General features: G+C 45.3%; 10 protein-coding genes and 1 rRNA gene. 1 reads left to right on the forward strand and 10 read right to left on the reverse strand.

Going from position 1 to position 8,142, the window contains the following annotated elements; translation table 11 throughout:
- Window positions 1–14: 14 nt before the first annotated feature.
- The 9 genes from J6I44_RS17085 to J6I44_RS17125 form a co-directional block, all read right to left on the reverse strand.
- Window positions 15–1,049 (reverse strand): dipeptide epimerase, encoded by a 1,035-nt coding sequence (locus J6I44_RS17085; RefSeq protein ID WP_265767379.1) that lies wholly within the window; start codon window positions 1,047–1,049, stop codon window positions 15–17.
- Entirely contained in the window at window positions 1,036–1,857 is an 822-nt protein-coding gene (locus J6I44_RS17090; protein ID WP_265767380.1) for a phosphatidate cytidylyltransferase, read from the reverse strand. Before J6I44_RS17090 ends, J6I44_RS17085 begins: the two co-directional genes overlap by 14 nt.
- A 5-nt stretch (window positions 1,858–1,862) precedes the next feature.
- The gene (locus tag J6I44_RS17095) at window positions 1,863–2,138 is read right to left on the reverse strand and encodes a hypothetical protein (RefSeq protein WP_265767381.1); all 276 of its coding nucleotides are present in this window, start codon (window positions 2,136–2,138) and stop codon (window positions 1,863–1,865) included.
- A complete protein-coding gene (locus tag J6I44_RS17100) occupies window positions 2,131–3,078 on the reverse strand; it encodes a CPBP family intramembrane glutamic endopeptidase (RefSeq protein WP_265767382.1) in 948 nt (315 codons plus the stop codon). Before J6I44_RS17100 ends, J6I44_RS17095 begins: the two co-directional genes overlap by 8 nt.
- 15 nt (window positions 3,079–3,093) lie before the next feature.
- Entirely contained in the window at window positions 3,094–3,690 is a 597-nt protein-coding gene (locus J6I44_RS17105) for a DUF4199 domain-containing protein (protein ID WP_265767383.1), read from the reverse strand.
- Window positions 3,662–4,165, reverse strand: a complete 504-nt coding sequence (locus tag J6I44_RS17110) for a DUF2085 domain-containing protein (protein WP_265767384.1) — start codon at window positions 4,163–4,165, stop codon at window positions 3,662–3,664. Before J6I44_RS17110 ends, J6I44_RS17105 begins: the two co-directional genes overlap by 29 nt.
- Entirely contained in the window at window positions 4,166–4,600 is a 435-nt protein-coding gene (locus J6I44_RS17115; protein ID WP_265767385.1) for an acyl-CoA thioesterase, read from the reverse strand.
- A gap of 6 nt (window positions 4,601–4,606) precedes the next feature.
- A complete protein-coding gene (locus J6I44_RS17120) occupies window positions 4,607–5,581 on the reverse strand; it encodes an acetyl-CoA carboxylase carboxyltransferase subunit alpha (protein ID WP_265767386.1) in 975 nt (324 codons plus the stop codon).
- A gap of 378 nt (window positions 5,582–5,959) precedes the next feature.
- On the reverse strand, window positions 5,960–6,685 hold the full coding sequence (locus tag J6I44_RS17125) for a polyprenol monophosphomannose synthase (RefSeq protein WP_265767387.1): 726 nt from the start codon (window positions 6,683–6,685) through the stop codon (window positions 5,960–5,962).
- Window positions 6,686–6,831: 146 nt separating this feature from the next.
- On the opposite strand from J6I44_RS17125, the gene tgt reads away from it, so the two are divergent.
- Window positions 6,832–7,959: a tRNA guanosine(34) transglycosylase Tgt gene (tgt, locus tag J6I44_RS17130; protein WP_265767388.1), complete on the forward strand. Its 1,128-nt coding sequence runs from the start codon at window positions 6,832–6,834 to the stop codon at window positions 7,957–7,959.
- 66 nt (window positions 7,960–8,025) lie between these two features.
- Here tgt and rrf read toward each other — a convergent pair.
- A 5S ribosomal RNA gene (gene rrf / locus J6I44_RS17135) occupies window positions 8,026–8,137 on the reverse strand.
- Window positions 8,138–8,142 lie beyond the last annotated feature (5 nt).

An 8,142-nucleotide genomic window follows, 5' to 3' on the forward strand; every position in this document is an offset into this window, starting at 1 on the left:
CGCCCTCTACCATCCTAATCACTATTTACGGCCAAACGCAGTCCCGGTTTGTCACTCAAAACAAGCCTCTTCTTCTCATCAAGTGTTGCTCCTGTAAACGGATCGTCTTTTATCAACAGGTGACCATCCAGGTCCACATAGTCGGCATAGGTGCCCAGCAAGGCGCCGGCCGTAATGGCCACTGAGCTGCTGATCATACAACCGATCATCACCTTCAGGTTCCGTTCCCGGGCGTGCTCAATCACCTTCCGTGCTTTAACCAAGCTGCCGATCTTGCTGAGCTTAATGTTAATGCCGTCAAATTCGGTTGCTACCTGGTCCAGGTTTTCATCCCCTTTAAAGCTTTCATCGGCCATCAGCGGCAAGGGCGACCATGCTTTTAACTCCGTCATCGCCCGGTGCATAGCCGCGGGCATGGGCTGTTCTACCAACTCAATATCCTGCTCGGCCAGAAAAGAAATCTGATCCTTCGCTTCTTGCAAGGTAGTCCATCCTTCGTTGGCATCCACCCGGATGGGTTTGTCGGTCACTTCCCGAATGGCTTTTATGATTTCCCGGTCGCGATCGGTACCCAGCTTTACCTTCAGGATGGGATAGTCCTCTGCATCCCTCACCTTCTGCTGCATCACCTCCGTGGTATCCAGTCCGATGGTATAAGAAGTGGGTGGCGTAATATTGGAAGGCGCCTCCCAGAGTTTCCACAGCGGTTGCCCCTCCTGCTGTCCCCACCAGTCCAGCCAGGCCGTTTCTATCGCAGACTTTGCTGATTGAACAGGTTCCACCGATAAGTGCTCTATTTTTTGATGTAGCTGATCGGGCGATGCTACAGAATCAAAAAAGGTGGCGGGGAGCTGCTCAAGATAGCCGGTTACGGTCGCTGCGTCTTCCTCATACCGCTTATTGGGATCTGCTTCCCCGTAGCCGGTCATACCGTCAGAATGGAGTTCCACAAACACATTGCGCACATGCGTTTTGGTTCCGCGGGCGATGGTGAACGGTTGATCAAGTTGTAGGTCGAAGGTTTCCCAGGAAAGGTTAAAATGAGGCATATCCACTAATTTGTAGCCAGTAAATGTATAAGTAAAAGGCCGGGGCTGCTAAGATCAGAGCATCGAAGCGATCAAAAAAGCCGCCGTGGCCCGGCAATATGGAGGAAGCATCTTTCACATTGGCAGCTCGTTTAAGACGACTTTCAGTTAAATCTCCGATGGGTCCAAATATACTCACTAATACCACGGCAGGCAGCATCTGCCACCAGACCGCCGGATAGGTTAATGGAACCAGGTAATATACGATCAGCAATCCAACGAAAGCCCCCAAAACCCCAAAGAAGAAGCCTTCCCATGTTTTATTGGGACTCACCGACGGTGCCAGCTTATTTTTACCCAGCGACTTTCCCCCGAAATAAGCAAACACATCATTTCCCCAAACCATTAACAACAGGCTGAGGGTTAAAACAAAACCTGTTTCCGCAGCCCCTGTTTCACGGATCAGGATGAGCATAAGAAATCCTGCAGGGGCATAAATACTGCAAAAAAAAGTGGCGATGAGTGATCTCAGTTCTTGTCCTCCTACCCTAAAAATCTGTATCCCAATGAAGAGTAAAAACAGGGCTAATACAATTGCCGGTGCATGGGGAACCACAGAAGCCCCGACGATACATAAGCCAATGAGATAGGGGAAATAGGAATCCGCTTTGAACCCCGCATTTTGTAGAATGACCAGTAGCTCTTTCTGCACAAAGAGTGTTATGAGGGTTATCAGAGCTGCAAAAAATAGTCCCCCGAGATAAGTGATGTATAAGAAGAGTGCCGCCGCAGGAACTGCAAAAAGAATACGTTTTGTTAGTTCACTCACAAAGGCTATTCCTCTTCCTTGTCTGAATCTGATTCGGCCGGCAGATCCAATTCTTCCATAGCTTCACGAGCCTGCTGCTCATACTCCTTGGGAACATACAGGTACACCAGTGCGGTGTCTCCTATATTCAGGCTAAAAGCGGAATCCCTCTTGGAAAGAATCTGGGACGGAATGTCCATATTTGACAGATAATTTTTGGCGGCCTCCACTTCATATTCCGTTCCTCGTTCGAAAATACAAATCCAATCTTCTATTTCATTTGGTTTAAGATTATCAAACATAGCTGGTACCTCCGGTGGATATCTTTTTGTGCTGATTATACATCCAATATACAATATATCCTGAAATTACCAGACTCAGAACGACGCCCCACAGGGGAGGCATAGTCTCAGGGGTCATTTCTGCAAAAGCGGATGTTGGATAATAGGTTCCCAGTAAAACGCTCCCCCCGTTATTGACAAAATGGGCAGCCATGGCGGGGAATACACTCTTCGATACCCAAGTAACATAGGCCAGTAAGATGCCGATGCCGGTTAAAGGTAATAAGTTACTTAATTGAACATGGTAAAGCCCAAACAAAAGTCCGGTTACAATAATAGCCGGCCAGATGCCCCAGCTTTTTTCAAAGGCCCGTAATGCATAGCTTCGGTATAATACTTCTTCACAGATGGCCGGGACAACGGCTACATGGAAAAGCGTAAGCCACAATATATGGTCACTTTTTAGGAAGTTTTCGATCATCTCCATCTGAGAGCTCTGCAAATTAGTAAAATATTCCGGCATGGGAATCAAGGCATTAAGCCATCCCAGGAACCAAATGGTAGGCTGAATGGAGAGTATTAATACTACAGCCAGGAACAAGTTACGCACTGTATCAGAAGGAGCCGAAAAGCGCATAAACGCGGATCGCTGCTCAGATGAGGTGTGCAGACGGACAAAGAACCAGGTAGCCAGCCCAAGAAACAGGATCTGTCCGGTGGAATTCCCAATAAAAAACAGGTCCAGGTAGTCGGTCATGGACTCGTAAATGGCCACGGGGTCAATATTTCCCTCCCGTGTCATCACCAGTATGGTAAAGACCAGGAGAGCGGCAAACTGGAATAAGAAAAAGGCGGCGATAATCCACAGCAGGGCCAGTACCCAGTTGGCAAAACCATGTCGCTCGGCCCAGGATTGGTAGGCTGCCTGCATTGACTGCTGCTGATCTGAATCTTGCTTCATTGAAGATAAAATAGGTTATCCTTCTTGTTGGCCGAAAATTTTTGCTCCAATCATCCCGGTAATGAGGTTTAGAATACCATTTATGGGGATACTCCACAGCAGTTGCGAGAACATACTGTTTTGACTTTGTAATCCTTCTGCTGTTGCATCAATAATTTGCTGCTTTTGGGCTTCAGGCAACTCCATAGCCTCTATACTGGCGATGGTGCTTTCAATCACTTTCTGAGTCATATCGGGATCAATAAACTGCCACGCTTCTCCAAGTATAACATTAACAACGGTGATGCCAACACCCGTTAAAAATCCTATCAACGCGCCTCTGCCTAATTGTATAAACAGATCATATTCCCGGGCGTAGTGCCAGACCGCCAACATACCACCAAAGGATCCGGCTAAGCAGGCAAAAGTCCCAATAAATTGAGTAGGATTAAGCAGGGAGCCGGTTGGTTCTGAATTAATAACGGCGTAACTGGATACCAGTGACAGCACAAAAGCGACAATCCCAAAGATGACACCCGCTGTAGCTACGGACTTCCAGTACGAAGGCTCATTAGGCTGATCTGAAAAATCCGGTTGTGGATTATCAAATCCCTGTTGCTGTGACTCTTCCATGATGGTCCCTTTCTGATTTTATATTTCGATTAAAAAAAGTGCCGACAAAGAGTAGGGCAACGCTTAACCCTGCCAGACTTCCCAGCATAAATCTTGATAGCAACGTATTTTCCCAAAAACCAACCAAATTTCCAATTATATCAGCTAAATTTACCAGGACTGCTCCAATAGCTGCCCTTTTGGCGGGCTGTGGCCTGTTTTTAAAGTAATCTATAAGCGGCAATAATAGCCATCCCGATAAAAAGCCACCATAAATTCCCAGGCAACGGCTACAGACAGCCATCGGTTGATTATTAAGCCAAAACGACCGATCCGGCAACTGATGGCATACGTAACTTAAAGCCTGATGCTGCCATTGCAATGCCCAAAATGTCTGCTGATCCCAAATTCCACCGCCAAGGCCTGCGACAAAAATTCCCGTTACGGCCAGTAATATCAAAAAATATAATTTGATATTGGAGGCTCCCTTAGCCATTTACTGCTCCACTGCAGTGGTTAAGCTATCAAGAAAATCTTTGGGAGCCCGACAGGGTTTTCGGGTCTCTTCTTTCATAAAGCAGAGTGTGACCTTGCCTTCAATATGCGGGGTTTCTTGCCGATCGGTATAGAGCCGGTAGTACGTCTCCAGCTTTACCGTGGGAATATCGTAAAGCAGAACTTCTACCTGCATCAACTCATCATAGAATACCGGTGCCTTATAATTTACTTCAGTGTGTACGACCGGTAACATAACGCCATTTTTTTCGAGTTTTGCATACGGAAAGCCGAGCGAGCGGATCATTTCGGTACGCGACTCTTCAAAATATTCCAGATAGCGTCCATAATAAACGTACCCCATCTGATCCGTCTCACCATAACGGCTTCTCAATTGATGCTCATAAATGTATATCGGATCTTTTGCGGGAAACACGCTTATCTATTTAGATTCTACCTGGGCTGAGGGTTGTTCCCATTCACCCATTCGGGCATATTTTTCAATACGTGTCTCGACCAATTCTTCTGCACTCTTCGTTTTAAGACGTTCTAAGGATTCGAGCAGTTGTTTTTTGACTTCCTCCGCTGAGACTTCCGGATTGCGATGGGCACCTCCCAACGGCTCTCCTATGATACCATCGATTACCTTAAGATCCTTTAGATCCTCGGCTGTTAGTTTCAGAACGGCGGCAGCCTGCTCTTTATAGTCCCATGTTTTCCAAAGGATGGAAGAACAGGATTCCGGAGAAATAACCGAATACCAGGTATTCTCCATCATATACACCTCGTTGCCCATTCCTATACCGATAGCTCCGCCACTGGCCCCTTCCCCAATCACTACCGATATAATGGGTACTTTGAGGGTTGCCATCATCTTAAGGTTCTTGGCAATGGCTTCGGCCTGTCCTCGTTCTTCAGCCTCTAATCCAGGATAAGCTCCCGGGGTGTCCAGCAAGGTAATGACGGGGATATCAAACTTCTCGGCCAACTTCATCAACCGGTGAGCTTTACGATAGCCTTCCGGATTGGCCATCCCAAATCGACGGAACTGCCGGCTTTGCGTATCGCGGCCTTTCTGATGCCCCATAATAACTACCGATTGTCCATCAATGGTCGCAAATCCACCGACAATGGCTTTGTCATCACTTTGATACCGGTCTCCGTGAATTTCCACAAAGTTTTCGGTAATCCGTTCAATATAATCTAATGTGTATGGCCGATCAGGATGACGTGCCAACTGCACTCGCTGCCAACGGGTTAAATTGGTAAAAATAGACTTTCTCAATTCGTCGACCCGTTCTTCGAGTCGCTTAATATCGGGGGATAATACATCCTCATCAGTAATGGAAAGTTCGCGTAATTCTTTAATTTTTTTCTCTAAATCCGCAATAGGTTGTTCAAAATCTAAATATTGCATAAGAATAATCTAACAATAGGTTCAAACAATGATGACCAAATATACAAACTACTGGGGATAGTTTAAGGACTTTCTTTAGCAGTTAGCAGTTAGCAGTTAGCAGTTAGCAGTTAGCAGTTAGCAGTTAGCAGTTAGCAGTTAGCAGTTAGCAGTTAGCAGTTAGCAGGCTGACCATTTCTCAACTCCCGGTCAAGGATTAATTGCAAAACTTCCGCCTTCTCACTTTAAACTTCTAATTTCTGACTTCCATCTTCCAGCATCTAAACTCCAACTTCTCACGTCTGCCGTCTCACATTTCACTCTTTACTTAACACTTCTTGCTTTCCTTCCTCACAACCGCTTATTTTGCACTTGTATCCCACAACTCATCACTAAAAACTACAACATCCCCAATATACTCTGGATCTTCAATGACCATACCCGCCATGCGGCCTCCCACATAATACCCTTCGACATTTTGGAGACCCCTTCTTCTCGTTCACGGAAAATGATCGCTACTTCCTTCAGATTAAAGCCGGCCTTCCAGGCTCGATAATGTAATTCAATCTGGAAAGCATAGCCGTTAGAACGAATACTTTCAACGGATATAGTCTCCAGCACCTTTCGATGGATGCATTTGAAGCCTGCGGTAGTATCGAAAATAGGTAAGCCGGTAATAAACCGAGCGTACAAATTTGCGCTGTAAGACAATATCAATCGGCTGAGGGGCCAGTTAATGATACTTATACCATTTGCATATCGAGACCCGATGGCTACATCACAGCCTCCTGTTTTGACCTCCTCAATAAGATGGGGAAGATCATCAGGATTGTGCGAAAAATCGGCATCCATTTCGCATATATACGTATAATTCTGCTCCAGGGCATACTCAAAACCCCGAACATAGGCCGTTCCGAGTCCCAACTTACCCGACCGTTCTATCAAAAAAAGCTGATCGGGATATTCTTCTTGCTCTTCTGTTACAATTTCAGCCGTACCATCGGGCGAACCGTCATCAATAATCAATAAATCAACTTTATCAAGACTCATAACGGCCTTAATAAGCTTTCTGATATTATTTGATTCGTTGTATGTTGGAACAATAACTAATGTAGAATTAGCCATAAATGGGCCTTGAGAACACAATTTCCGAATTTTTTAACGCAAAATTTCCTTAAGGATAAGAAAAATCAGGCATTAAAGTTACAGCAATAAATTCATTATTTTAAATCGATCTTTCATAAACAGTAAATCACTTAATCATTTGACTTTTGTTCGAACTACATAAAACTGCTGATTCAACTAAAGCTCGTTTAGGTACCTTAACTACAGACCACGGCAAAATTGAAACACCCATTTTTATGCCGGTAGGTACGCTCGGGACGGTGAAAGCCGTTAAACAGGATGAACTTCTTGAGAAAGTAAAAGCTCAAATCATCCTGGGTAATACCTATCATCTCTATCTAAGGCCCGGTTGTGATATCATCGAAAGCGCAGGTGGATTGCACTCCTTCATAGAATGGGACCAACCTATATTAACGGACTCTGGGGGATATCAAATTTTTTCCCTCTCTGATAATCGAGAATTGTCTGAAGAAGGCGCTGAATTTCAAAGCCATATTGACGGTTCAAAGCACATGTTTACTCCTGAAAACGTAGTGGATATCCAGCGAACCCTGGGTTCAGACATTATGATGATCCTGGATGAATGTCCGCCCTATCCCTGCAGCTATGAATATTCCAAGGAGTCCATGGAACTGACTCATCGTTGGGAAAAACGGGGGCGTGACGCATTCTTAAATACTGAGCCTAAATACGGCCATCAACAATTTCAGTTTGGCATTGTTCAGGGAGGGACTTTTGAAGATTTAAGAATAGAGTCTGCTAAATACATCACCGATCTTGATTTTGAAGGTATTGCTATAGGTGGACTTAGCGTCGGCGAACCTACCGATCTAATGTATGAAATGACGGATCTTAATACCGATTATCTTCCAGAAGAAAAGCCACGCTACCTGATGGGGGTTGGCAAACCCGCTAATTTGCTACATGCTATCGCCCGCGGGGTAGATATGTTTGACTGCGTACTCCCCACACGCAATGCCCGCAATGGACAGATCTTTACACAGAACGGCTATATCAATATCCGTAATGCTAAGTGGAAAAACCATCATAAGCCCTTAGATCCTAATTTTCCAACGGATATATGCTCCAAATATAAAATGTCCTATATTCACCATCTCTTCCGTAACAATGAATTACTGGGTCTCCAATTGTCTTCTCTTCATAATCTCACCTTTTATTTGTGGCTCATGGAAGAGGTCAAAGAGCGAATTGCAGAAGATACTTTCCATGACTGGTACAAAGAAAAGGCTGAAATATTAGATACAAAAATCTAATTTAAGCAGATAACAAATAAAAAAGCCCTTTACGCCAGAGCGTAAAGGGCTTAACTAAATAAAGAGAGCAGGAGGGGACCTACGCTTCCGCCCGGAGGGCAGTACCATCGGCGCTGCAGGGCTTAACGGCCGTGTTCGGGATGGGAACGGGTGGGGCCCCTGCGCTAAACCCTTCTGCTCAAT

This window comes from Fodinibius salsisoli (genome assembly GCF_026229185.1).
Taxonomy (GTDB): domain Bacteria; phylum Bacteroidota; class Rhodothermia; order Balneolales; family Balneolaceae; genus Fodinibius; species Fodinibius salsisoli.